This is a genomic window from Phyllobacterium endophyticum (genome assembly GCF_003010935.1).
Classification (GTDB): Bacteria; Pseudomonadota; Alphaproteobacteria; order Rhizobiales; family Rhizobiaceae; genus Phyllobacterium; species Phyllobacterium endophyticum.
Map to the genome: position 1 here is coordinate 545,354 of NZ_PGGN01000002.1, position 24,816 is coordinate 570,169.

At 57.8% G+C, this 24,816-nt stretch carries 20 protein-coding genes; 14 read left to right on the forward strand and 6 right to left on the reverse strand.

The window, feature by feature from the left end; translation table 11 throughout:
- Window positions 1-33: 33 nt before the first annotated feature.
- Window positions 34-2,481: a GcvT family protein gene (locus tag CU100_RS10720; protein WP_106716568.1), complete on the forward strand. Its 2,448-nt coding sequence runs from the start codon at window positions 34-36 to the stop codon at window positions 2,479-2,481.
- Window positions 2,478-4,922: a GcvT family protein gene (locus CU100_RS10725; RefSeq protein WP_106716569.1), complete on the forward strand. Its 2,445-nt coding sequence runs from the start codon at window positions 2,478-2,480 to the stop codon at window positions 4,920-4,922. Before CU100_RS10720 ends, CU100_RS10725 begins: the two co-directional genes overlap by 4 nt.
- Window positions 4,923-4,950: 28 nt before the next feature.
- On the opposite strand, the gene rocD is transcribed toward CU100_RS10725, so the two are convergent.
- Both rocD and rocF read right to left on the reverse strand, forming a co-directional pair.
- On the reverse strand, window positions 4,951-6,162 hold the full coding sequence (gene rocD, locus CU100_RS10730; RefSeq protein WP_170113796.1) for an ornithine--oxo-acid transaminase: 1,212 nt from the start codon (window positions 6,160-6,162) through the stop codon (window positions 4,951-4,953).
- A 126-nt stretch (window positions 6,163-6,288) separates the two neighbouring features.
- Window positions 6,289-7,308 carry an arginase gene (rocF, locus tag CU100_RS10735; RefSeq protein WP_106716570.1) on the reverse strand — a complete coding sequence of 340 codons (1,020 nt, stop codon included), beginning with the start codon at window positions 7,306-7,308 and terminating at the stop codon, window positions 6,289-6,291.
- A gap of 294 nt (window positions 7,309-7,602) precedes the next feature.
- Here rocF and CU100_RS10740 point away from each other — a divergent pair, with 294 nt between their 5' ends.
- The 6 genes from CU100_RS10740 to CU100_RS10765 all read left to right on the forward strand — a co-directional run bounded on the left by CU100_RS10740 (window position 7,603) and on the right by CU100_RS10765 (window position 13,988).
- The gene (locus tag CU100_RS10740) at window positions 7,603-8,025 is read left to right on the forward strand and encodes an Lrp/AsnC family transcriptional regulator (RefSeq protein WP_106716571.1); all 423 of its coding nucleotides are present in this window, start codon (window positions 7,603-7,605) and stop codon (window positions 8,023-8,025) included.
- A 178-nt stretch (window positions 8,026-8,203) separates the two neighbouring features.
- Window positions 8,204-9,607 carry an aminodeoxychorismate synthase component I gene (gene pabB / locus CU100_RS10745; RefSeq protein WP_106716572.1) on the forward strand — a complete coding sequence of 468 codons (1,404 nt, stop codon included), beginning with the start codon at window positions 8,204-8,206 and terminating at the stop codon, window positions 9,605-9,607.
- Entirely contained in the window at window positions 9,604-10,182 is a 579-nt protein-coding gene (locus CU100_RS10750; RefSeq protein ID WP_106716573.1) for an anthranilate synthase component II, read from the forward strand. The genes pabB and CU100_RS10750 overlap by 4 nt, the downstream gene beginning before the upstream one ends.
- Before the next feature lie 258 nt (window positions 10,183-10,440).
- Window positions 10,441-11,889, forward strand: coding sequence for an aldehyde dehydrogenase family protein (locus CU100_RS10755; protein WP_106716574.1), 1,449 nt, complete (start codon window positions 10,441-10,443; stop codon window positions 11,887-11,889).
- Window positions 11,890-12,079: 190 nt separating this feature from the next.
- Entirely contained in the window at window positions 12,080-13,489 is a 1,410-nt protein-coding gene (gene mgtE, locus CU100_RS10760) for a magnesium transporter (protein WP_106716575.1), read from the forward strand.
- A gap of 112 nt (window positions 13,490-13,601) precedes the next feature.
- On the forward strand, window positions 13,602-13,988 hold the full coding sequence (locus CU100_RS10765) for a MerR family transcriptional regulator (RefSeq protein WP_106716576.1): 387 nt from the start codon (window positions 13,602-13,604) through the stop codon (window positions 13,986-13,988).
- A 153-nt stretch (window positions 13,989-14,141) separates the two neighbouring features.
- Here CU100_RS10765 and CU100_RS10770 read toward each other — a convergent pair whose 3' ends face one another.
- Window positions 14,142-15,110 carry a DUF1624 domain-containing protein gene (locus CU100_RS10770; RefSeq protein WP_106716577.1) on the reverse strand — a complete coding sequence of 323 codons (969 nt, stop codon included), beginning with the start codon at window positions 15,108-15,110 and terminating at the stop codon, window positions 14,142-14,144.
- A 214-nt stretch (window positions 15,111-15,324) separates the two neighbouring features.
- Between CU100_RS10770 and CU100_RS10775 the strand changes: the two genes are divergently transcribed.
- The gene (locus tag CU100_RS10775; RefSeq protein WP_106716578.1) at window positions 15,325-16,524 is read left to right on the forward strand and encodes an MFS transporter; all 1,200 of its coding nucleotides are present in this window, start codon (window positions 15,325-15,327) and stop codon (window positions 16,522-16,524) included.
- On the opposite strand, the gene CU100_RS10780 is transcribed toward CU100_RS10775, so the two are convergent.
- Complete coding sequence (locus tag CU100_RS10780) at window positions 16,519-17,235, reverse strand: DUF599 domain-containing protein (RefSeq protein ID WP_106716579.1); 717 nt, start codon at window positions 17,233-17,235, stop codon at window positions 16,519-16,521. The genes CU100_RS10775 and CU100_RS10780 overlap by 6 nt on opposite strands.
- A gap of 216 nt (window positions 17,236-17,451) precedes the next feature.
- Between CU100_RS10780 and CU100_RS10785 the strand changes: the two genes are divergently transcribed.
- Together CU100_RS10785 and CU100_RS10790 are read left to right on the forward strand one after the other, a co-directional pair.
- Window positions 17,452-18,852 carry an L-serine ammonia-lyase gene (locus CU100_RS10785; protein ID WP_106716580.1) on the forward strand — a complete coding sequence of 467 codons (1,401 nt, stop codon included), beginning with the start codon at window positions 17,452-17,454 and terminating at the stop codon, window positions 18,850-18,852.
- A gap of 207 nt (window positions 18,853-19,059) precedes the next feature.
- The gene (locus CU100_RS10790; RefSeq protein ID WP_106716581.1) at window positions 19,060-19,497 is read left to right on the forward strand and encodes a DUF1489 family protein; all 438 of its coding nucleotides are present in this window, start codon (window positions 19,060-19,062) and stop codon (window positions 19,495-19,497) included.
- A gap of 5 nt (window positions 19,498-19,502) precedes the next feature.
- Here CU100_RS10790 and CU100_RS10795 read toward each other — a convergent pair whose 3' ends face one another.
- Together CU100_RS10795 and CU100_RS10800 are read right to left on the reverse strand one after the other, a co-directional pair.
- Window positions 19,503-19,772 (reverse strand): hypothetical protein, encoded by a 270-nt coding sequence (locus tag CU100_RS10795; RefSeq protein ID WP_106716582.1) that lies wholly within the window; start codon window positions 19,770-19,772, stop codon window positions 19,503-19,505.
- A 50-nt stretch (window positions 19,773-19,822) separates the two neighbouring features.
- Window positions 19,823-21,250: a D-alanyl-D-alanine carboxypeptidase gene (locus CU100_RS10800; RefSeq protein WP_106716583.1), complete on the reverse strand. Its 1,428-nt coding sequence runs from the start codon at window positions 21,248-21,250 to the stop codon at window positions 19,823-19,825.
- A 191-nt stretch (window positions 21,251-21,441) separates the two neighbouring features.
- Here CU100_RS10800 and CU100_RS10805 point away from each other — a divergent pair, with 191 nt between their 5' ends.
- The 3 genes from CU100_RS10805 to clpA all read left to right on the forward strand — a co-directional run bounded on the left by CU100_RS10805 (window position 21,442) and on the right by clpA (window position 24,801).
- On the forward strand, window positions 21,442-21,774 hold the full coding sequence (locus tag CU100_RS10805) for a phasin family protein (protein WP_106717223.1): 333 nt from the start codon (window positions 21,442-21,444) through the stop codon (window positions 21,772-21,774).
- A gap of 198 nt (window positions 21,775-21,972) precedes the next feature.
- Window positions 21,973-22,326: an ATP-dependent Clp protease adapter ClpS gene (gene clpS / locus CU100_RS10810; RefSeq protein WP_106716584.1), complete on the forward strand. Its 354-nt coding sequence runs from the start codon at window positions 21,973-21,975 to the stop codon at window positions 22,324-22,326.
- A 6-nt stretch (window positions 22,327-22,332) separates the two neighbouring features.
- Window positions 22,333-24,801 carry an ATP-dependent Clp protease ATP-binding subunit ClpA gene (gene clpA / locus CU100_RS10815; protein ID WP_106716585.1) on the forward strand — a complete coding sequence of 823 codons (2,469 nt, stop codon included), beginning with the start codon at window positions 22,333-22,335 and terminating at the stop codon, window positions 24,799-24,801.
- Window positions 24,802-24,816: the final 15 nt, after the last annotated feature.

The window sequence follows — 24,816 nt, forward strand, 5'->3', positions numbered from 1 at the left end:
GCCGAAAAAGCATGAGACTACAGGGGACTGAATATGTCTGATTTTCCAACGTCGGCGCGCGTCGTCATCATCGGTGGCGGGGCGGTCGGCGTTTCATCGCTTTACCACTTGGCCAAGGCGGGCTGGACCGACTGCGTGCTGCTTGAGAAGAACGAACTGACATCGGGCTCGACATGGCATGCGGCCGGCAATGTGCCGACGTTTTCGGCATCCTGGTCGGTCATGAACATGCAGCGTTACTCGGCCGAACTCTATCGCGGGCTGGCTGCCGAAGTCGATTATCCCATGAACTATCACGTAACCGGATCGTTGCGGCTGGCGCATAGCAGGGAACGGATGCGGGAATTCCAGCGCGTCAAGAGCATGGGCCGCTATCAGGGCATGGATATCGACGTACTTGGCGTCGGCGAAATCAATGGACGCTATCCGTTTATTGCGACTCATGAGTTGGAAGGCGCGCTCTACGATCCCAATGATGGCGATATCGATCCGGCGCAGTTGACGCAGGCGCTGGCCAAGGGCGCACGCGATCTTGGCGCCAAGATCATCCGGTTTTGCCCTGTTACGGGCGCTCGGCGAGAGAATGACGAGTGGTTGATATCGACGCCGCAGGGCGAGATTCGCTGCGAATACGTGGTCAATGCTGCAGGCTATCGCGCGCAGGAAATCGGCAGGCTGTTCGGGCGCGACGTGCCGATGATGGTGATGAGCCATCAATATCTGCTGTTCGACGAAATCCCGGAGATCGCCGCGTGGTCGCGCGAACATGGCCAGAAATTGCCACTGCTGCGGGACGTGGACTCGTCCTATTATCTCCGGCAGGAAAAAAACGGCATGAACCTCGGGCCATACGAGCGCAATTGCCGCGCCCACTGGGCGACCGCCGACGATCCGATGCCGGACGACTTCTCATTTCAGCTTTTCCCCGACGATCTGGAGCGGCTCGAATGGTATCTGAACGACGCCATCGCGCGGGTGCCCATACTAGGTACCGCCGGTCTGTCGAAGATCATCAACGGGCCGATCCCTTACGCGCCCGATGGCAACCCGCTGATCGGTCCGATGCCGGGTGTTCCTAATGCTTTCGAGGCCTGCGTCTTCACCTTCGGTATCGCGCAGGCAGGCGGCGCGGGCAAGGTTCTCGCCGAGTGGGTCACGGAGGGCGCGACGGAATGGGACATGTGGTCATGCGATCCGCGCCGGTTCACCGGTTTCACCGATCCTGACTATTGTGTCGCCAAGGGTGTTGAAGTTTACGGGCACGAATACGCCATCCATTTTCCGCGCCACACTTGGCCGGCGGGACGCAACAAGAAGCTTTCCCCCATCCATGACCGCATCGCCAGCCTTGGCGCACAGTTTGGAGCTTATAATGGCTGGGAGCGTGCCAACTGGTATGCGCAGCCGGGTGACGATGTATCGGAAGTATCGACGCAAACATTTCTGCGCGATGGACCCTGGCAGAAGCGTATTCGACAAGAGTGCCACGCGGTGCGCGACGCGGTCGGCATTCTCGACTTGCCCGGCTTCTCACGCTTCAAGGTGAGCGGCGAGGGCGCGCGCGCATGGCTGTCGACGTTGATCACCGGCGTCGTGCCCAAGCCAGGGCGTATCGGCCTCGGTTACTTCTCGGATGACAAGGGCCGGGTCGTCACCGAAATGTCGATCATGGCGATTGACGAGGATGTCTTTTTCCTGATCACCGCGGGCGTTGCGGAATGGCATGATCGCGACTGGTTGCTCAATCATGTGCCGAAAAACAGTGCGATCAGCATCAGCAATGTGACGGACGACTTCTCCTGCCAGATCGTAACCGGTCCGAAGTCGCGCGATCTTTTCCGCGATATCTGCGATGCGGACCTTGAGCGGTCCTGGCTGTCGCACCAGACGGCGCAGATCGCCGGGCGCTATTGCCAATTGGTACGGGTTTCCTTCGCCGGAGAACTCGGCTGGGAGGTCCACACCAAGGTGGCCGATACGGCCGCGATCTTCGATGCGGTGTGGGAGGCGGGGCAGAAATACGGGATCAAGCCGTTCGGCATGTTTGCGCTGGATTCGCTGCGGCTCGAGAAGGGTTACCGCGCATGGAAGGGCGACCTTTCGACGGATTATACGCCGCTGCAAAGCGGACTTGAACGTTTCATCAAATGGGAGAAGCCGGAATTTCTCGGCAAAGCGGCGCTCGAGCGCGAAAAGCAACAGGGCATCAAGAAGCGTTTCGTGACGCTGACTGTCGATGCGGGTGATTGCGACGCGCCTTACATGTCGACGCTCTGGCATGACGGCAATATCGTTGGCGAGACGACCTCTGGCGGCTGGGGTCACCGGATAGACAAGTCAATTGCGCTCGGCATGCTGAAGACGGAACTCACTGAACCCGGCACAGAAGTCGAAGTTGAGATATTCGGCGAGCGCTACAGGGCGACGGTTCATCCCGACCAGCCGCTGTGGGATCCCAAAAACGAAAGAATTCGCGCATGAGCTCTCTACCGGCCAAGGCCCGGGCCGTCATCATTGGTGGCGGCATTTCCGGCTGTTCTGTCGCCTACCATCTGGCGAAGCTGGGCTGGACCGACATCGTGCTGCTGGAGCGCAAGCAACTGACGTCCGGTACGACGTGGCATGCGGCGGGACTGATCGGGCAATTGCGGGCTTCGCAGAACATGACCCGGCTCGCCAAATACTCCGCCGACCTCTACGTGAAGCTCGAAGCAGAGACCGAGGTCGCCACCGGTATGCGTCAGGTGGGCTCGATCACCGTTGCGCTGACCGAAGAGCGCAAGCATGAGATTTACCGCCAGGCCTCGCTGGCACGCGCATTCGATGTCGATGTGCGCGAGATTTCTCCGCGCGAAGTCAAGGAGATGTACCCGCATCTTAATACCGGAGATGTGGTTGGCGCAGTGCATTTGCCGCTCGATGGACAGTGCGACCCCGCCAATATCGCCATGGCGCTTGCCAAGGGTGCACGCCAGCGCGGCGCGAGGATTGTCGAGAACGTCAAGGTCACCGAAGTTCTCAAGAAGAATGGCCGCGTGACTGGAGTCACGTGGGCGCAAGGCGACGAGCAGGGCACGATCGAGACCGATGTCGTGATCAACTGCGCGGGTATGTGGGCGCGCGATCTGGCGGGAACGTCTGGCGTGACTGTGCCGCTGCATGCTTGCGAGCATTTCTATCTCGTCACCGAAGCCATCGAGGGGCTTGGACGTCTGCCGGTGCTGCGAGTTCCCGATGAATGCGCTTACTACAAGGAAGACGCGGGCAAGATGATGCTCGGCGCCTTCGAGCCAGTGGCAAAGCCCTGGGGCATGGATGGGATTTCCGAGGACTTCTGTTTCGACCAGTTGCAGGAAGACTTCGAGCATTTCGAGCCTATCCTGGAACTGGGCGTCAACCGCATGCCGATGCTGGGAAGCGCCGGTATTCACACATTCTTCAACGGCCCCGAAAGCTTCACCCCTGACGACCGCTATTATCTCGGCGAAGCGCCGGAACTCGGCGGCTACTGGGTTGCGGCGGGGTATAATTCCATTGGCATCGCCTCATCCGGCGGCGCCGGCATGGCATTGGCTCAATGGATAAACGATGGCGAAGCGCCGTTTGATCTATGGGAGGTGGATATCCGCCGGGCGCAGCCGTTCCAGAAGAACCGGCGCTACCTGAAGGAACGCGTATCGGAAACGTTGGGCCTGCTCTACGCCGATCATTTCCCGTACCGGCAAATGGCTACATCGCGCAATGTCCGCCGCTCGCCCATTCACGAGCATCTGAAGGCGCGAGGTGCTGTGTTCGGCGAGGTAGCGGGTTGGGAGCGCGCCAACTGGTTCGCCAAAAAAGGTCAGGAGCGCGAGTACCGCTACTCGTGGAAGCGGCAGAACTGGTTCGACAACCAGCGCGAGGAACATCTTGCCGTGCGCAACAATGTGGGCCTGTTCGACATGACATCCTTCGGCAAGATCCGCATTGAGGGCCGCGATGCCCTGGTGTTTCTGCAGAAGCTTTGCGCCAATCAGCTGGACGTGGAGCCGGGCCGCATTGTTTATACGCAGATGCTCAACAATCGTGGCGGGATCGAAAGCGACCTGACGATCACGCGGCTTTCGGAAACGGCGTTTTTTGCCGTGGTGCCCGGCGCGACGCTGCAGCGCGACCTTGCGTGGATGCGCAAGCACCTCAAGGATGAATTCGTCGTCATTACGGACGTAACTGCCGCGGAGTCAGTGCTGTGCCTGATGGGGCCGAAATCACGCGAACTGATCCAGAAGATCAGCCCGAATGACTTCTCCAACGAAGCCAATCCGTTCGGGACGGCACGCGAGATCGAAATCGGTATGGGATTAGCGCGGGCACACCGCGTGACCTATGTCGGCGAACTTGGCTGGGAGCTTTATGTCTCGACCGATCAGGCGGCACATGTGTTCGAAGCCGTCGAAGAAGTCGGTCAGGAACTTGGCCTCAAGCTCTGTGGCCTGCACACGCTCGACTCCTGCCGCATCGAAAAGGGATTCCGGCATTTCGGTCATGATATTACCGATGAGGACCATGTGCTGGAGGCCGGGCTGGGCTTTGCGGTGAAGGCGGACAAGGGCGACTTCATCGGTCGCGATGCAGTTTTGCGCAAGAAGGAAGCAGGGCTGGATCGCCGTCTCGTGCAATTTCGCCTCAGCGACCCGGAGCCGCTGCTGTTCCACAACGAGGCGATCGTCCGTGACGGCAAGATTGTCGGGACGATCACGTCCGGCAATTACGGGCACCATCTCGGCGGCGCGATCGGGCTTGGATACGTGCCGAGCAAGGGCGAGAGCGCCGAACAGGTGCTGGCTTCCGATTATGAGATCGAGATTGCCGGTGAGCGCGTGAAGGCCGAGGCCGCGCTGCGGCCGATGTATGATCCAAAGGCCGAGCGGGTGAGGGTATGAGAGAGTAGGTGCACCACCAATCTCAGTCTCAATTCATGCTGGTGAGCACCGTATTGAACTGCTCCAGCGCCCAATCGACCTGATCGCGCTTGATGACGAGTGGCGGTGCAATGCGGATCGTATCGCCATGGGTATCCTTGGCGAGTATGCCGCGGGCTTTCAACTCATAGCAGAAACGGTTGGCACCCCCGGCTTCTGGATGAAGCTCGACAGCCAGCATCAGCCCGCGCCCGCGCACTTCGCGCACGATATTGCTGCGAATGCCCTTAAGCTCCTCCAGGAAATATTCTCCCTCAATGCGGGAATTCTCGATCATGTTTTCTTCGGTGAGCACGCGCAGCGCCGCGCGGGCGATGGCGCAGGCAAGCGGGTTGCCGCCAAAGGTGCTGCCGTGCTGGCCGGGCTTGAGAACGCCGAGGACATCGCTGTTCGACAGCACGGCCGAGACAGGATAGAAGCCGCCGGACAATGCCTTGCCGATCAGTGTCACGTCCGCTTCGATGCCTTCATGCGCTTCGGCGAGCAAAGCGCCGGTGCGGCCAAGGCCCGTCTGGATTTCATCAAGGATAAGCGTGATGTTATTCTCAGTGCACAGTTCGCGCACTTTGGTGAAATAGCCTTTCGGTGGAATGATAACTCCGGCTTCGCCTTGGATCGGTTCGACAAGAAAACCGACTGTGTTGGGAGTGAGGGCCGCGCTGAAAGCGTCGATATCGCCGAAGGGCACGACCTTGAAGCCCGGAGCGAACGGGCCGAAATTATCGCGAGCCGATGGATCGGTGCTAAAGCCGACGATACCCATGGTGCGGCCATGGAAATTATCCGAACAGACGATGATTTCTGCGGCGTTTTCCGGGACGCCCTTGACCTCGTAGCCCCACTTGCGCACGGCTTTGATGGCGGTTTCGACGGCTTCCGCTCCGCTGTTCATCGGCAGGATCTTGTGCGAGCCGGTGAGTGCGGCGAGTTCCTCGTAGAACAGTGCAAGCTGATCGTTGCGGAATGCGCGCGAGGTCAGCGTAAGCTTGCCGGCCTGCTCGACCATTGCTTCAAGGATTTTCGGATGACAGTGACCCTGGTTGACAGCTGAGTAGGCCGAGAGGCAATCGAGATAGCGGTTGCCATCGATGTCCCACACGTGCACGCCTTCGCCGCGCTCCAGCACCACGTCGAGCGGCTTGTAATTATGCGCCCCGAGGCGGGATTCTGTCGATATCAGGTCAGCGGCAGTGTGAAGCAAGGTATCCTCCTATTATGTCATCAGGGTCTGTCGATATTCACGCCGAGACGGCCTGCAAATGGCACTTTTGTGCGGTCCGGTGCTCATGAACCCAAAAGTTCACTGCGCTCCGGTCCTCGAAAAGTGTCATTTTCGGCTCGCCCCGACCTGAATTTCAACGGACCCTAGAGCGGCGGCGCTCTGTTCGGCTAATGTCGGCTTGTCAAAAATCTGCCGGCCGAACAGGCTGGCAACCAGATCGACGAGGAGCAGGGCACTCTTGCCGCGTTCATCGAGAAAGGGGTTGAGTTCGACAAGGTCGAGCGAACCGACGATGCCGGAATCGTGCAGCATCTCCATGACGAGATGCGCCTCCCGGTAGGTGGCGCCGCCGGGAACAGTGGTACCGACGCCAGGCGCAAAGGCCGGGTCGATGAAGTCCACGTCGAAACTCACGTGAAGCATGCCGTTGGCCTTCTGTACACGCTCGATTATGCGGCGCAGCAGCTTCGAGACACCGAATTCATCGATCTGGCGCATGTCGATCACGTCGATACCGCGCTCACGCAGGAGAACGCGTTCGGTCTTGTCGATCGAGCGAATGCCGAAGAGATGCAGGTTCTCCGGCTTGACGAAGCCATGCGGCTCATCTCCGAACACACCTTCGAGGCCGGGTTCGCGGCAAAGAAGGGCTGCCGACATTCCATGCATGTTGCCTGACGGTGAAGTGGCGGGCGTATTGAAATCGGAATGGGCGTCGAGCCAAAGGACGAACAATTCGCGGTCATGTTCTTCGCAATAACGGGCAATGCCGCCAATCGAACCCATGGAGAGACTGTGGTCGCCGCCAAGAATGACGGGTAACGTGCCGTTCTTCATCGCGTCATAGGTCTCGGCGGACAGGAGGCGCGACCAAGCGGCGATTTTCTCGATATGATGCGCAAGGCCCTGCACGGGCGGCACGACAGGCAATGTTTTCGGCAAGCGCAGGTCGCCGCGATCCTCGACTGGATGTCCGATCTCCTCGAGCATGCTTATGAGCCCGGCGGTGCGAAGCGCAGCGGGACCCATCAGTGCCCCAAGCGTACTCGCGCCTTCTTCGATCGGCGCGCCGATGACGGTCAGCTTCTGCTTGTGCGTATCCTCGAAATTGCTCTGCATGTTCATTAGCAACCACCACTCTCTGGGTCTGTTGATATTCACGCCATGACGGCCTGCAAACGGCGCTTTTCTGCGAGCCGGTGCTCATGAACCAAAGTTCACTGCGCTCCGGTTCTCGAAAATCACCATTTTCGGCACGTCCTGATCGCGAATCTCGCCGGACCCCCCGCTCAGAAGACATAATATCGCGTTTCGGCGCTATATTCTCATCTCGGCGCGGTGACAAAAAGACAGCATCCTGATAGATATGCGCATTCTGATGCGCACTTTGCTCAGTCAAATTTGCCAGATTGAAAGACAATGGATGATGTAGACCGGAAATTGCTGTCACTCCTGCGCGACGATTGCCGCCTGCCGGTCTCGTCCATGGCGACGATCCTTGGCATTTCGCGCGCTACGGTGCGGGCGCGCATAGACAAGCTGACGACAGACGGCACTATCCAGGGGTTTACCGTAACGTTGAAGGCGGGCGCGGGCCTCTACGGCGTGCGCGCAGTCGCCATGGTCGAAGTGGCGGGGCAGGCGGCGGAAAAGGTTGTGCGGCGATTGCAGGGCTTTCCGGAAATCCGTGCTTTGCACACGACGAACGGCCGCTGGGACATTGTCGCCGAAATAGAGGTCGAGACGCTTGAGGCTTTCGACCGAACCCTGCGCGATATTCGCCATATTGACGGAATCACTTCCACGGAGACTAGTATCCTTCTGTCGACGCGCAAGAGCTAGGATATACTGATATTCACGCCAGGACGGCCTGCAAATGGCACTTTTCTGCGATACGGTGCTCATGAACCCAAAAGTTCACTGCGCTCCGGTTCTCGAAAATCATCATTTCCGGCTCGCCCTGACGCGAATCTCAATATACCCGACCCCAGTAACGGCGGGCGGTTGAAGGAGGAGTGGTTTGCACATTCGTGAGATTCCATGGCTGGAGCCAGTCGAAGCCGCAGAGAGATTGCGTGCGCTCGGAGGGTTGAGCTTTCTCGATAGTGCCATGCGCCACGACAGCCTTGGACGTTACTCCTACGTGGCGGCTGATCCATTTGGTCGGCTTGTCGTCGAGAACGGCGTGGCGCGGTGGAACGGCACAGTGCTTCATCAGCACCCGCTCGATGCGATGTCGCACTATCTCGACTTTTACCGGCTTGAGGATCAGCCCGGTGTTCCGGCGTTCCAGGGAGGTGCAATCGGCTATTTTTCCTACGAATTCGGGCGCTTGCTGGAGCGTTTGCCACAGCCGGAAGTGCCGGCGCACGGCTCCATGCCGGATGCGGACTGGTATTTCTACGATGTGGTCGTTTCATTCGATCATGCGGCCGGCAAAGTCTGGCTCTTGTCATCCGGATTGCCGGAAACAGACGCTACGGCCCGCACCAGCAAGAGCGTCGAGCGTGCAGAACAATTCCTGCAGCTGGTGCAAGGGAATTTGTACCAGGACGGTACGGCTGGCAAGGAACAGAGAATCCCTCGATCGTCATGGCAGTCCAATTTCGAGCGCGACGCATATATGCAATCCGTTGCCAGGGTGGTGGAATATATTCTCGACGGCGATATTTTCCAGGCAAACATAGCCCAGCGATTTGTCGCCGACCTGCCCGAAGGGTTCGCACATTGGCCGTTCTACAAGGCGCTGCGCCAGCGCAATGCCGCGACCTTTGCCGCCTATCTCGATCGTGGCGAGATCGTCATCGCGTCGAGTTCGCCGGAACGTTTCATTGCGGTGAAAGGCGATCAGGTCGAGACGCGTCCGATCAAAGGCACGATGCCGCGATCCCCAGATTCCGATGAAGACAAGAATCTCGCCGACATTCTTCTCAAGTCGGAGAAGGATCGTGCGGAAAACCTGATGATCGTCGATTTGATGCGCAACGATCTCTCCCGCGTTTGCCGCCCGCATTCCGTGCTGACGCCGGTCCTTTGCGGTCTCGAAACCTATGCGAGCGTTCATCATCTGGTTTCCGTCGTTACCGGAAGGCTGGCGGAAGGCAAGTCCTTGATGGACTTGATCAGAGCGGCGTTTCCCGGCGGTTCGATCACTGGCGCACCAAAATTGCGGGCCATGGAAATCATCACTGATATAGAACGAGAGGCGCGAGGGGTCTATTGCGGCTCAATCGGCTATATCGGCTTCAACGGCAATTTCGATAGCAATATTGGCATTCGCACGGTGGTTTTCCAAGGCGGGAAGGCCGTCTTCCAGGCGGGCGGCGGCATCACCGCGCTATCCGACCCTGCTGCGGAATACCAGGAAACACTGGACAAGGCGGTGCGCATCTTCGCAGTGTTCGATCAGGGTGCTGCGCCATGATACTGATCATCGACAATTACGATTCCTTCGTTTTCACTGTGGCGCGGTACTTCACGGAACTGGGCGTTGAAGTTCAGGTGCTGCGCAATGACGCCATAACCGCAGCGGAAGTCGAGAAACTGAGACCTGATGCCATCGTGGTTTCGCCTGGGCCATGCGGACCGCGTGAAGCGGGGCACTCGATGCAGATTATCGAGAGGTTGAGCGGACAGGTGCCAATTCTCGGCATATGCCTTGGGCATCAGTGTATCGGTGAAGTTTTCGGTGGCAAGGTCGTGCGAGCGCAGGAGCCGATGCATGGGCGTTCATCAGCGATAGATCACGACGGTACAGACATTTTCAAGGGGCTGCCGAGCCCGTTCCGCGCTGGCCGTTATCACTCGTTGATCGTCGAGTCCGTCGATGGCAGCGACCTTTCGGTAACGGCGCGATCCAGTGCGGGCGAGATCATGGGGCTTGCCCATGTAAGTCACCCGACTTTTGGGGTGCAGTTTCATCCAGAATCCGTGCTGACGGAATATGGCCACGCCATGCTGGGCAATTTCCTGCGGCTATCGCGAGCATTTAGGCCATAACGGCCTGCAAATGGCGTTTTTCTGTGGCTGGTGCTCATGAACCCGAAGTCACTGCGCTCCGGTGTTCGCAATCTACCATCGTCGACTCGTACTGACGCAAAATCCCTTAAGCCCGAAACGCCGCTATTTTAGCCTCATTGTTCGATATTCCTGTTGGCCGCAACGCCAATCATCCGCTACACACTCAATGGAACGCACGCCAATACTATCCGGCGCTGAATCAACGACAATCAGAGAACCACAGGCAGGAGAAAGACCATGCTTCGCAAGACCGATTTCTACATCGACGGAAAGTGGATAGCGCCGGTATCAGCGAAAGAGCTTGAGGTGATCAATCCAGCCGATGAGCAGCCTTTTGCCGTTATTTCGCTTGGCTCTGAAGCGGATGTGGACAAGGCCGTTTCTGCCGCGCGCAAGGCATTCACCACGTGGAGCGAGACCAGCCGCGAAGAGCGACTGGCCTGGCTGGAACGCCTGCTCGCCGTCTATAAGTCGCGCATCGCCGACATGGCCAAGGCTATTTCGTCCGAAATGGGCGCGCCGATCAAAATGGCGCTGGACGAACAGGCGGCATCAGGCACGGGTCACATCGAGGCCTTCATCCAGGCATTGAAGAACTTCGAATTCGAGCGGCCGTTGAATGGCCATGGCGGAACCGTTCGGATCGCCTATGAGCCGATCGGTGTCTGCGGTCTGATTACGCCGTGGAACTGGCCGATGAACCAGGTGGTCCTGAAGGTAGTCCCCGCGATCGCCGCAGGATGCACGGTTATTCTCAAGCCTTCCGAGATCGCGCCCATCTCTTCGGTGATCTTCGCGGAAATGGTCGACGCATCGGGCCTTCCGGCAGGTGTGTTCAACCTCGTCAATGGCGATGGTCCGACTGTTGGTGCAGTAATGTCCGCCCATCCTGAGATCGACATGATGTCGTTCACAGGCTCCACCCGGGCCGGAATTGCCGTGACCAAGGCAGCAGCCGATACGGTCAAGCGTGTATCCCTGGAACTTGGCGGCAAGTCGCCGAACATCGTGTTTGCGGATGCGGACGTGGAAGCTGCGGTCAAACGCGGCGTCGAGCATGTATTCAACAATACAGGCCAATCGTGCAACGCGCCGACGCGCATGCTCGTCGAACGCTCGGTTTATGACAAGGCGACTGAGATCGCCGCCGAGACCGCGAAGGCAACCAAGGTCGGCGATCCCTCGCAGGACGGCGATCACATGGGGCCGCTCGTTTCGGAGTTGCAGTTCAACAAGGTTCAGGGTCTGATCGAGCAGGGCATCAAGGAAGGTGCGCGCCTGATTGCCGGCGGTACTGGACGCCCTGAAGGATTCAATCGTGGTTACTACGTACGTCCGACCGTTTTCGCCGACGTGAACAATGAGATGACGATTGCCCGCGAGGAAATTTTCGGTCCGGTGCTCGCCATAATTCCATTCGACACCGAGGAAGAGGCAGTAGAAATCGCCAATGACACGCCTTATGGGCTGGCTGCCTACATCCAGTCGGGAGACCGCGAGCGAATCAAGCGTGTGTCAAAGCAGTTGCGTGCGGGCATGGTTCGGATAAATGGCGCCGAACATGCGGCTGATGCGCCTTTCGGCGGCTACAAGCACTCGGGCATAGGACGGGAAGGCGGACACTTCGGGATCGAGGATTTCCTGGAGGTGAAGGCAATCAGCGGCTGGGAAGACAGCGCTGCCTGAATGCCGGTTTGAAACGTGCGACGGTCATCTGACGCGATTTTCTGCGCTTCCGGTGCTCACGTACTTGATGTACGCTGAGCTCCGGTTCTCGTAAACCGCGCCATCCGACTCAGCGTAGCGTCTTTTCCAAACGGACACTGAGTTTTAACTGACGAGACGCCATATTTGTCAGGAAGGCAGGTGCGGATACATGGAACCAGAAACTCTCCCCGAATTCGCACCTGACGATGATGCCGTTGATATCTACGGTGAGGATGGTGCTGTCCGCACCTCCTATCTGGCGCGTGTCGGCGCCGCCATCGCCGACCGGGATGTTCTGTTTCTCCGCTCGCACGTGGGCAAGCTCCATCAGTCGGAACTCGGCCACGTTCTCGAGGCCCTGCAACCCGATCAACGCAGAGCGCTCGTCGAGCTTCTCGGCGATGAGTTCGATTTTGCCGCGCTGACCGAAGTCGACGAGGCGGTTCGCCTCGAAATCGTCGATGCAATGCCTAACCGGCAGATCGCCGAAGGCGTCCAGGAACTCGATTCCGACGATGCAGTCTACATTCTCGAAGATCTCGAGCAGGAGGATCGCGACGAGATCCTGGCGCAGCTGCCTTTCACCGAACGGGTTCGACTACGCCGCTCCCTTGGCTATCCGGAGGAGACAGCCGGCCGCCGCATGCAGACGGAATTCGTTGCGGTGCCGCCATTCTGGACCGTCGGCCAGACCATCGACTACATGCGCGAGAACGACGATCTGCCCGAATCCTTTTCCCAGATATTCGTCATCGATCCGATGTTTCGTCTTTTGGGGGCTATTGACCTCGATCGCATCCTGCGTACGCGGCGCGATGTCAAGATCGACGAGATCATGCACGAAACGCGCCACGCAATTCCGGCGACGATGGACCAGGAAGAAGCGGCCCAGATTTTCGAGCAATACGATCTCCTGTCGGCTGCTGTCGTGGATGAAAATGACCGGCTTGTCGGTGTTCTGACGATCGAGAACATCGTCGACGTCATTCAGGAAGAGGCCGAGGAAGACATCCTGCGTCTTGGCGGCGTCGGCGACGAAGAGTTGTCTGACTCGGTTCTGTCGACGTCGCGCTCCCGTACACCCTGGCTTGTGATCAACCTGTTTACGGCTTTTCTCTCGGCCTCGGTGATCGGGCTCTTCGACGGAACGATCCAGCAGATGGTTGCATTGGCAGTGCTCATGCCGATCGTGGCTTCGATGGGTGGCAATGCGGGCACGCAGACGATGACCGTGACCGTTCGCGCTCTTGCGACACGCGACATGGACATTTACAACGCCGGCCGGATCATCCGGCGTGAAGCCTTCGTGGGGCTGATCAATGGCGTTATTTTCGCCATAATGATCGGCGTCGTCGCCGGTTTGTGGTTCACCAACGTCAACATCGGCGGAATCATCGCAGCGGCGATGATCATCAACATGCTTGCCGCCGCACTTGGCGGTATATTGATTCCCCTGTTGTTGCACCGCTTCGGGGCAGATCCGGCGATAGCTTCCGCGGTGTTCGTTACCACGGTAACCGATGTGGTTGGTTTTTCATCGTTTCTTGGCCTTGCGACTTGGTGGTTCGGCTTCAGGTAACAGCTGTTGCAGAACGATTGGACTTAAGTTCACAACCGAGTACAATCGTGCAATTGACTTTTACGTAATTGCGTGAGCACAACATTGATATATGACGAGGGGCTGTGACTGCATGCGCGAGTATTACACCATCACCGAACTGACACGGGAATTCGGCGTGTCGACGCGCACGTTGCGATTCTATGAGGACGAGGATTTGATCCACCCGGTCCGACGCGGACGTACGCGGCTGTTCCGGCCGTCCGACCGGCATTTGCTCAAGCAGATATTACGCGGCAAACGGCTCGGTTTTTCGATCGCCGAAATTCAAGAAATCATCCAGATGTACAAGGAGCCGCCCGGTGAAATGGGACAGCTGCATCTGATGATGAAGCGCGTCGAGGAAAGGCGCGCAGAGCTGCGCCAGAAGCGCAGGGATATCGAGGAAACACTGGCTGAACTCGATCAGGTCGAAGAAGGTTGTATAGAGCGTTTGGCTGAGTTGGGCGTAAACACCTAGGATGTGCTGATATTCACGCCATGACGGTCTGCAAACGGCGTTTTTCTGCGATCCGGTGCTCACGTACTATAAGTACGCTCCGCTCCGCTTCTCGAAAACCACCGTTTTCGCCTTGTCACGATCGCGAATCTCAGCACACCTAATCTACGCGAACTAGGGCAGGTTCTGCTGCGTGCAGACGCCGGCGATCTGCTGCATCTGCGGATCGTTCTGATCGCGCTTTCCCGCGAACATTTCCTCGAAGATGCCCTGCGCTTCGGTCTGGCCGATGACGCAATCGCAAAACTTCTCGCAAAAAGCCTTGTCATTGTCGTTCTGGCAACTCTGGACACAGGCCCTGCCGAAGACCTCGCGTGGTGCTGGAACCGACGGCGGGGATAGTTGCGAAACAAGAAAAACGCAAGCGATGATCACCGGTTGGTGGATCAGGTAAAAGGCAAGGCTGTGCCTGCCGATGAAACGCAGACCGCGATCTAGCCAGGATGGAGTGATGTTTCCGGCAAGCAATTCGATCGCGCCGAAATATTGCATCGTCTTGGCGAGCGCCACGCCGGCAAGAACGGCGCCGAACCACGGGAAGATCGGGACGTAATCGTTTGACTTTATGATGATTTCGGAGAGGCCGAGCGGCCAGAATATCGGCGCGTCGAAGGTGGGAGAGACGAAATAATGCGGAAGGGCGATGACCGCCGCCGCGGCAGCGGCGACGATGAACGCCGGCAGACGCAGGAAAAGCAACCCAAGAACACTGGCGACTGCAATTTGGTGCAGAATACCGAAGAATACAAAACTTCCAGGGGTGAAATACATCGTTGCGAGCGTGATCGCCAAAGCTGCCACGACGATCTGAGCCAATCGAATTCCAAACCTGCGCCAGCGAATGCCGCGCCCGTGCGCAAGGAAGAGGCTGAAGCCGACGAGGACCAGAAATGTCGACGCGATGATCCTGGCATATAGTTTCCACGCACCATGGCCGGTCGTGCCGGGTTCAAGGTAGCCAAAAAACTCGAAATCCCAGCCCGTATGATAGGTGGCCATGGCCACGAGGGCGATACCACGCAGGACATCGAGTTTGCCGAGCCGTGGTTTCGATGGCGCAGTCGAGGTATCGGCTTGAATCATAAAATGGAAACTCGGAGGTTAGGGCAATCGGCACAAGCTAGGTGAGTTGGGCCGCAAAATCCATTGCCTTGGCCGACAAACGGAAGAAGTTTTTGTCACGCGGTTTCAGCCGTTTCTGCGAAACGGACATATTATGTCGCTTGATTGACTGCCATCACAACTTGCGAAGCCGAAACTCCGGTGACGCTCGAATCACTTCCCCAAAGTCATCCACGTGATCAATCAGGTTCGCTATCCAATCTGGATTACCACGGCCAAGCGTCCGACGGCGCGGGTTTTCGCTATCCTCTTTGGTATCGAATCTATGGCGCGGGCGATCATCACCAGCGTCGTGCCGATCCAGACCTACGATCTTGTACAAAGTGAGCGGGGCGTCAGTATCCTCTATACCTGCATGTCTTTGCTCGGGCTGGTTTCGACCCTCTCGATCCCGCTGCTGATTGTGCGAATACCGCGCCGCTGGGTCTACACCGCCGGAACCGCATCGCTGATGCTCGGGTGCTGCGCCTTTGCGCTCGATACGCTGCCGGGACAGGCGGCCGGGCTGTTCCTGCGCACGTTCGGTTCCGGCACCTTGTCGATCACACTCAGCCTCTACATCATGGATCATATCAAGAAGGGTGAACTGGTCCGTGCGGAGTCGGTGCGCATGGCGACTGCGACACTCGCCTGGACGGCAGGACCTTTTCTCGGGGTACTGCTCTATACAAGCGTTGGAATGGTAGCGCCTTTCATCCTGTCGATATGTTTTTCGCTGCTGCTGCTCTCGCTGTTCTGGTATTTCCGCCTCAGCGACAATCCGGCGCTGAAAAGAGGGCCCAGCCGCCCGGCCAATCCAATCGCCAACGTGCGCCGTTTCGTCGTGCAGCCGAGATTGCGCCTGGCGTGGCTGATCGCCTTTTCCCGCTCATGCTACTGGAGCACTTTCTTCGTCTATGGACCTATTCTCATGGTGGCGACGGGACAGGGAAACCTTGCCGGCGGGCTATTGGTGTCACTGGGCAACCTTTTTCTGCTCGGTTCGATCCTGTGGGGAAAGGTGGGCATGGCCAAGGGTCTGACGCGTACGATCTCCGGTGTGTTCATATTGCTTGCCGTGGCGCTTCTAGGTGCGGGAATCGCCGGCGAAAGATTCCCAATGGCGGCGGCGATCATGCTGCTCTTCGGAGCCTTCTTCTGCGTGGCTATCGACACGCTTGGCTCAACGACATTCATCCGTGCAGTCCACCCGCATGAGCGGGCGCAGATGACGGCGGTCTATCGAACCTACCTTGATTTCTCGGAGATACTGCCGGCTTTCTTCTACTCGATCATCCTGACTTTTTTCCATCTCGGCTCGATATTCATCGCGCTCGCCCTGCTGATGGTATTCACGGCGATGTTCGTCTGGCGGTACCTGCCGCGCGGCCTATAGGTCCGCAACGCTGTTCTTCATCAGGACCTCGCGCGCCCTTGAAAAGAACTGACGCCTCAAAAGCACGATGGCAACCAACGTCGTCGTGAGCATGAACAGCAGCGGATGCAAAAACCATCCAAGATAGCCGATGGAGAAGAAAATCCCGCGCAAGCCGCTGTTGAAGTGCTCACCTGCCTGAATATTTATACCCGCGGCCCGGTTGATTCCCGCAACGACAATCGGATCATCCGGGCCCTTGTCGCGCGCCATGGGCACACTGCCGATAAGGATCGAGCAATAGTTGAAGAGACGATATGACCACGCGAACTTGAAGAATGCATAGGCGAACAAAACGAGGAGTCCCAGGATTTTGGTCTCGAACAATTGTTGAGTCGTGTCGCCCAGGAATGGCAGGTCGTGAAACAGCGTCAGAACGCGACCGGACGAATTCAGCAGACCAAAGCAGCCGCCTATCGCCAGAATCGAAGTCGATGCGAAGAAGCCCGTGCCCTGCTGGAGGCCGATCATGATGCTCGTGTCGATCATGCGGAGCTCGCGTGTCGACATTGTCGCCATCCATTGGCGTCGCGCCTGGTTCATCTCATAGGTCAGGGATTTCCTGCCCGCGAACCCGTTTGCGGTTGTGTGAGAATAGAGAACCCAGACCGTGAAAAACCAGGCGAGGGCAAGGATGTCGAGCCAATAGGATGTGTTGGGGGCAGATACCATTGGATTTCTCTGTGATGCGACAACTGACGGGAATGTACGTGAATTTGACCGGCTGGCAAATCCGGGTGACCTATGGGTTCAGCGGCTTTTTCTTTGACTTTCGCGCCGGCTGGCCTATGTCGTAGAAACGCAAGGTGAAGTCGGTGCCGAGCTGCGGGAACCGGTGGCGAGCGACCATTATAGGCCGCGAATACTTCGCCCGGAAAAGGTGGTCAGATGTTTCTGTCGGTTTTCGATCTGTATAAAATCGGCATTGGTCCTTCGAGTTCCCATACGATGGGGCCAATGACAGCCGGCAGTCTGTTTCTTGAGGAACTGAAGAGCGGGCAATGGCCGCGACCGACCGGGATCAAGGTCGACCGGCTGCGCGTGCATCTGCACGGATCGTTGGCGTTTACCGGTATTGGTCATGCGACGGACCGCGCTGTCATTCTTGGCTTGTGCGGTCTGCTGCCAGCCACGATCGATCCGAACGAAATGGACGCATTGCTTGAGACCGTGAAGCAGACCAAACGCATTTCGCCCGAAGGTCATCCCTCCTACCGCTTCGACCCTTCCACGGACCTCATCATGGACCGGCGCACGCCGCTGCCCGGTCACGCCAATGGCATGGCCTTCGAAGCTTATGACGTCGACGACCGGCTGTTGTTGCGCCGTATTTTTTACTCGGTCGGCGGCGGTTTCGTGGTGACTGAGGAAGAACTCGAGGCAGCGAAAACACGCACCGCGCCGAAACCGGAGCATCCGGTTCCTTACCCGTTCAAGAATGCCGCAGAGATGATGAGCATGGCGAGGGAAAGTGGGCTTTCCATCGCCGAAATGAAACGCAGCAATGAAGAAGTCTTCATGAGCCGCGATGAGCTGAACGCGGGCCTCGACAGGGTCTGGGCCGCAATGCGCTCGTGTATAGATCGTGGCCTTGAGCAGGAAGGCATCATGCCGGGCGGTCTAAAGGTCAAACGCCGTGCGCGCTATCTTCATGACCGCTTGCAGGAAGAATGGCGGCAGAACCGGATCAACCCGCTGCTCGCAAATGATTGGCTTTCCGTCTATGCGATGGCTGTCAACGAGGAGAATGCGGCGGGCGGACGCGTTGTGACGGCGCCTACCAATGGTGCTGCCGGCGTGGTCCCGGCGGTTCTGCGCTACTATCTGCATTTCCACGACGATGCCGACGACAACGGCATTCGCGACTTCCTCTTGACCTCGGCTGCCATAGGCGGTGTGATCAAGACCAATGCTTCGATCTCGGGAGCGGAGGTCGGTTGCCAGGGCGAAGTCGGTTCTGCATCCGCCATGGCAGCGGCCGGCTTGGCCGCAGTGCTGGGCGGCTCGCCCGAGCAGATTGAAAACGCTGCCGAGATCGCACTGGAACATCATCTTGGCATGACCTGCGATCCTGTTGCCGGTCTGGTGCAGGTGCCTTGTATAGAGCGCAACGCGCTCGGTGCGGTAAAGGCCGTCACGGCTGCTTCGCTGGCGGTCAAGGGGGACGGCACCCATTTTGTGCCGCTCGATGCCTGTATCGAAACCATGCGGCAGACCGGTGTCGACATGAACGAGCGCTACAAGGAGACAAGTCTTGGCGGGTTGGCCGTCAATGTAGTGGAGTGCTGAAAGACCTTTGCCAATCCAGCCTGATGGTTATCTGACGCGATTTTCTGCGCTTCCGGTGCTCACGGACCATCAACTCCGCTGCGCTCCGGTTCTCGAAAACCGCACCAGCTAACTCATCACGCTGAATTCTCAATAGGTCTTTACGGCGCTTGTGGAGAAGCCGCCATCATGGTTGACGCCACAACCTGAAAGCGTAAATGCTTTGCCATGGCCCTTAACCTCGTAAAACTCTGTGTCGGTTGTAGCGCGATCGAAGAACTCGCGGCGTGGATTGATTTCAAGCTCGACGAGCGCAGACGGGCAGGGCTGCCAGCTGAACAATTTCATACCACGCGCATGGTACCAAAGCGCGCCGAGGAACTGCTCGATGGCGGATCGCTCTACTGGGTGATCAAGGGCAACATCCAGTGCCGCCAGCAACTGACGGATATCAGGACCTTTACCGATGATGAAGGTATTTCACGCTGTCACCTGGTGCTGGACCCGCGCATAATCGCCACGGAATGGCAGCCACGCCGAGCCTTTCAGGGCTGGCGTTATCTGACCAGCGAAGACGCGCCCTTCGACGAGGGACACGGCAAGATCGGGCGGGCGAAACTGCCGCCAGAGCTGCGCAATGAGCTTGCTGCTCTAGGATTGCTTTAGAGCGCTCAGGAGACCCTTAGCCGCACGGCCGACACGCCATTGCGATTAGCCGAGCGCAGTCGCAGCCGTACCGGCGGCATGGCGGCGCGACGCGTGCGAGCAGCTTGACAAAGCAGAACGTTCACCAGGTCCATCGTCTTGAAAGCGGAGTTGCCCCGCCGCAGATCAGCAATCTTCATCGCGGCCTGTTGAAGGGCATGCATGCCGCCGAAAAATGGCTTGGTTTCTCTGGCTGTCAGATCAGCTGTGCTGTGAGTTTCAGTGGTACTGGACATTCGCAAAACCCTTTACGCTATACAAATCGGGGTCTTTCGGATCGCCTGCCTTACGACTGGGGAGCAATCGCAAAGCAGTTGAATTTCTGGCGCTTGAGCGCGGCGCAGGCATTGTTGGCCGCCTTGGCCGAGGTGATGCCGGCAAAGCGCGCACGATGATAGGTGGTTGAGCCCTTCTGGAATTTTTCCGTATAGGGCGAGAGCCCGGCAATCGGACCGCCAACCTGCGCGGCGGCCTTGGACAGCAGGGTCTTGGCATCCTCCGGGCTGCCGGTCGATCCGATTTGCACCATCCAACCGCCTGGCGATGCCGATGCGGTGGTTACGGGATCAACTTCATCCACGTCACCTTCGCCGATTTCAGCTTTTGGCTCGGGGGCAGGGACATTCAAGATGCGTTCGGCCGGCGACTGGGCGGCTGCGGGCTCTGCATAAGCCGTCACGACTTCGGCAGGCTGCTGAATTTCTACCTGTTCGCGCTGAACCGGTATGGGTGCTTCGTCGCTCGCTGGAAGTTCAAGCGCTGCGACCTCGACCTTGCTGTTCTTGCGTGACGCGATAAGGTTGCCACCGTCGCGGCGCGATGCCGCCGGAAGATACTTGGCGATCAGGCTGGCCATCTGCGCATCGCGCGCCGGTGTGCTCGACCCGCCCATGACGACTGCGACGAGCTTCTTGCCGTCAGTGTTGACCGACGAAACCAGGTTGAAACCGGAAGCACGAGTATAGCCGGTCTTGATGCCATCGACGCCCTGAATCTTGCCGAGAAGACGATTGTGACCAACAATGCGGCGGCCGCGATAGCTGAAACTGCGGGTGGAGAAATATGCGTAATATTGCGGAAAGTGCTCGCGAAGGGCAACGCCCAACAAGGCAAGGTCGCGCGCGGAAGAATGCTGCTGCGGATCCGGCAGACCATTCGCGTTGCGGAACTGGGTGTTGCGCATGCCGAGTTGGCGCGCCCTGTTGGTCATCATGACCGCGAAACGCTGCTCCGAGCCGCCGAGAAACTCGGCGATTGCCGTTGCGGAATCATTCGCCGACTTGGTGATGAGGGATAGTATCGCTGCCTCGGCGCTGATCGTCTGGCCCGGTTTGAAACCAATCTTCGTTGGGGGCTGCGAGGCAGCAAACGCCGAGACTGGAATGGGCGTCGACTTGGAAACCTTGCCGGAAGCCATGGCGTCGAACAGCATATAGAGGGTCATCATTTTTGTCAGGGATGCCGGATAGCGCTGTGCGTCAGCATTGGACGAGTAGAGCGTCTTGCCGGTATTGGCGTCTACCACAATGGCGGCTTGCTTGGACGCGGCCGCCGCCATGGGCGCTTCAGCGACATTTATGCCGGCGCCCAGCGCCAGAGCCAGGAATGCATAAGCCAATCTTTGTACGTAGCTGGAACCTTGGCGGGCCTTATAATGCACAATCAACACCTGCTCGAATATGCGCGTAGAACTTTCCTGATGCCCCTGTTGCATCAGAGCGATTTCATGGACTTTAGTCGCATCAGCGTTACCAAACTGTTTATGGTAACCGGGCCGTTCACCTTTTCCGCAAGATTTGGTCTAAATTTTAGGCGAATATTGCAGTGCAGCAGGAATTTGACATTTTGTGCACCGCACCCTACCTCTTGCAGGATAAGAAAATTCAACAATTGGAAGGATCCGAAATGGCCACTCCGTTCGAAACCTTGAATGAGTCCAGCAAGGAATTCGCCACCAGCGCGATCAAGAGCGCCTCCGCGCTCACCCAGGGATTGCAGACCATTGCAAATGAAGCGGCAGATTACTCGAAGAAATCGTTCGAAGAGGGTAGTGCCCTTATCGAAAAGCTAGCTTCCACGAAATCGCCTGAACAAATATTCCAGACTCACAGCGCGTTCTCAAAGAAGGCCTACGAAGCCTTTATTGCCCAGGCGACCAAGTTTGGCGAGCTGTATGCCGATCTCGCCAGGGAAGCGTACAAGCCCTATGAGGCAGCCGTGGCTAAAGTAAGGAAGTAAAGACTATCTACTTCGTCCTTACAAAAAAAACCCGGTTGCCACTCGCAACCGGGCTTTTTTTATTCCAGCGGAAGCAATTCGGCCTTTGCAACCGCAACTTGATATTGCAAGCTTCAGGAGAGGGCTTAAAATCAGCCTGCAGCGACCTACATAGAATGCATAGAGCGACACACTATGAGAATGCGGGTATCGGAAGAGATGAAGCGGTTTTCACCCAAGATGCAGGATGAGGACAAGGGAAGCGGCAACGGCCCCGGTCGGGGAACGGCAGTTATAACCCGGACCAAACCCAAACTTAAGAAGCCGAGTCTCTATCGCGTGTTGCTTCTGAACGACGATTACACTCCCATGGAGTTCGTCATTCACGTCCTGGAGCGTTTTTTCCAGAAGAACAGAGAAGACGCTACACGCATCATGCTCCATGTGCACAATCATGGGGTCGGAGAATGTGGTGTCTTTACCTATGAGGTCGCGGAGTCCAAGATGACCCAAGTCATGGACTATGCGCGGCAAAACCAACATCCGCTGCAATGCGTGATGGAGAAAAAGTGAGGTTTCATGCCATCTTTCTCACCTAGTCTGGAGCGCGCCCTGCATCAGGCGCTGACAATTGCAAACGAGCACCACCACGAGTATGCGACTTTGGAGCATCTGCTTCTTGCGCTGATCGATGATCAGGATGCGAGCAGTGTCATGCGCGCCTGCAATGTAGACCTCGCTCAATTGACCCGCACGGTGACCGACTATGTCGACCACGAACTGGATAATCTCGTCACCGGTTACGACGAAGATTCGAAGCCGACCGCGGCTTTCCAGCGCGTGATCCAGCGCGCCGTGATCCATGTACAATCCTCCAACCGCGAAGAGGTGACCGGCGCGAACGTTCTTGTTGCTATCTTCGCCGAACGCGAGAGCCATGCTGCGTTCTTCCTGCAGGAACAGCAGATGACCCGCTATGACGCGGTCAACTACATATCGCATGGAATTTCAAAGCGCCCGGGTGCTTCGGAGCCACGCACGCCGCTCGGCGCCGAAAGCCCCAGCGAAGACAGCCATGCCGCCGAGTCGGAAGAGGGCGCAACGAAGAAGAAGCAGGACGCGCTGACCGCTTACTGCATCAATCTGAATGACCGCGCCAAGGCGGGCAAGATCGACCCTCTTATCGGCCGCGACCAGGAGATCAACCGGACGATCCAGATACTTTGCCGCCGCTCGAAGAACAATCCACTTTATGTGGGCGATCCGGGCGTTGGCAAGACGGCGATCGCCGAAGGTCTGGCCAAGCGTATCGTCGAAGGCAAGGTTCCGAACGTTCTCAGCGACGCTACCGTCTTTTCGCTCGACATGGGCACGCTGCTTGCCGGGACGCGCTATCGCGGTGATTTCGAAGAGCGTCTGAAGCAGGTTATCAAAGAGCTGGAAGAATTTCCGGGCGCGATCCTGTTCATCGATGAGATCCACACGATCATTGGTGCCGGGGCGACTTCGGGTGGCGCGATGGACGCATCGAACCTGCTGAAGCCGGCGCTGTCAACGGGTGCAATTCGTTGCATTGGATCAACGACTTACAAGGAGTTTCGCCAGTTCTTCGAGAAGGACAGGGCTCTGGTTCGCCGGTTCCAGAAGATCGACGTCAACGAACCTTCCATTCCCGATGCCATCGAGATCATGAAGGGGCTTCGGCCGTATTTCGAAGACTTTCACAAGGTCAAGTACACCGTGGAGGCGATCAAATCGGCTGTGGAACTGTCGGCCCGTTATATCAATGACCGCAAATTGCCAGACAAGGCCATCGATGTCATCGATGAGACCGGCGCGAGCCAAATGCTTCTGCCGGAAGCGAAACGCAAGAAGTCCATTGGCGTGAAGGAAATCGAGGCTACTATCGCCACGATGGCCCGCATCCCGCCGAAGACGGTTTCGAAGGACGATGAAGCCGTGCTCTCCAACCTCGAGGCAGAGCTCAAACGCGTCGTATACGGCCAGGATCTGGCGATCGAAGCGCTGTCATCCTCGATCAAGCTGGCACGTGCCGGCTTGCGCGAGCCGGAAAAGCCGATCGGTTCTTACCTGTTCTCCGGACCCACCGGCGTGGGCAAGACCGAAGTCGCCAAGCAATTGGCAGCTTCTCTCGGTGTGGAGCTCCTGCGTTTCGACATGTCGGAATATATGGAGCGCCACACGGTATCTCGCCTGCTCGGTGCACCTCCGGGCTATGTCGGGTTCGATCAGGGCGGCCTGTTGACAGACGGCGTCGATCAGCATCCGCATTGCGTATTGTTGCTCGACGAAATCGAGAAAGCGCATCCGGATCTGTTCAACATCCTGCTGCAGGTCATGGACCACGGCAAACTGACGGATCACAACGGCAAGCAGATCGATTTCCGCAACGTCATTCTGATCATGACAACGAACGCGGGTGCTTCGGATGCGGCAAGGGCGGCAATCGGCTTCGGTTCGTCGCGCCGTGAGGGCGATGACATGGAAGCGATCAACCGGTTGTTCACGCCGGAGTTCCGCAACCGTCTCGATGCGATCATTCCGTTCGGTCCGTTGCCGGTTCCGGTCATCCATCAGGTCGTGCAGAAGTTCGTCATCCAGCTCGAAGCACAGCTCGCCGATCGTGGTGTCACGTTCGACCTGCAGCCTGAGGCGATCGCATGGCTGGCTGAGAAAGGCTATGATGACCGCATGGGCGCACGTCCGCTTGGCCGCGTCATCCAGGAGCACATCAAGAAGCCACTGGCGGATGAAGTGCTGTTTGGCCGACTAAGGAAGGGCGGAACTGTTCGCGTCTCCGTGGCGGAGAAGCCCGATGGCTCGAAGGGTCTTGTTCTCGACTACATCGCCGATGAAGTGGTGGTGAAGCCGAAAAAGGAAATACCGGTCGACAAGAAGCCATTGGCCAAGAAACGGCCAGCTCCCAAGAAGGCGCTGGAAAAGGCGGGTGCCGATTTATCGGCGGGACGGAACGTTCCGCCTCTCGCACCCAAGGCTTCGGTACCGAAAGTGCCGCGTAAGAAATGATCGAAAAGGCCACCT